This window comes from Paenibacillus cookii (assembly GCF_018333375.1).
GTDB lineage: Bacteria > Bacillota > Bacilli > Paenibacillales > Paenibacillaceae > Paenibacillus_AQ > Paenibacillus_AQ cookii.
Map to the genome: position 1 here is coordinate 1 of NZ_BORW01000103.1, position 604 is coordinate 604.

Here is a 604-nt window from a genome sequence, read left to right on the forward strand (position 1 = left end):
GGCTGTGACGGGGAGGGAAAATTGCAGTACCGAAGGTCATGATCTCACACTGCCAAGAAAAGCCTCTAGCCAGGTGAAGGTGCCCGTACCGCAAACCGACACAGGTAGGCGAGAAGAGAATTCTAAGGCGCGCGGAAGAACTCTCGTTAAGGAACTCGGCAAAATGACCCCGTAACTTCGGGAGAAGGGGTGCCCCGGTAGTGTGAATAGCACGAGGGGGCCGCAGTGAAAAGGCCCAAGCGACTGTTTAGCAAAAACACAGGTCTGTGCGAAGCCGTAAGGCGAAGTATACGGGCTGACGCCTGCCCGGTGCTGGAAGGTTAAGGGGAGCGGTTAGGGGTTTACCCCGAAGCTGTGAACCGAAGCCCCAGTAAACGGCGGCCGTAACTATAACGGTCCTAAGGTAGCGAAATTCCTTGTCAGGTAAATTCTGACCCGCACGAATGGCGTAACGACTTGGGCGCTGTCTCAACGAGAGATCCGGTGAAATTTTAATACCTGTGAAGATGCAGGTTACCCGCGACAAGACGGAAAGACCCCATGGAGCTTTACTGCAGCTTGATATTGGATTTGGGTACGATCTGTACAGGATAGGTGGGAGCCT

Annotated in this window: 1 rRNA gene; it reads left to right on the forward strand. The window is 54.0% G+C overall.

Annotated elements, in window-relative coordinates:
* Window positions 1-604 (forward strand): 23S ribosomal RNA (locus tag KI367_RS26760); the annotation flags it as partial.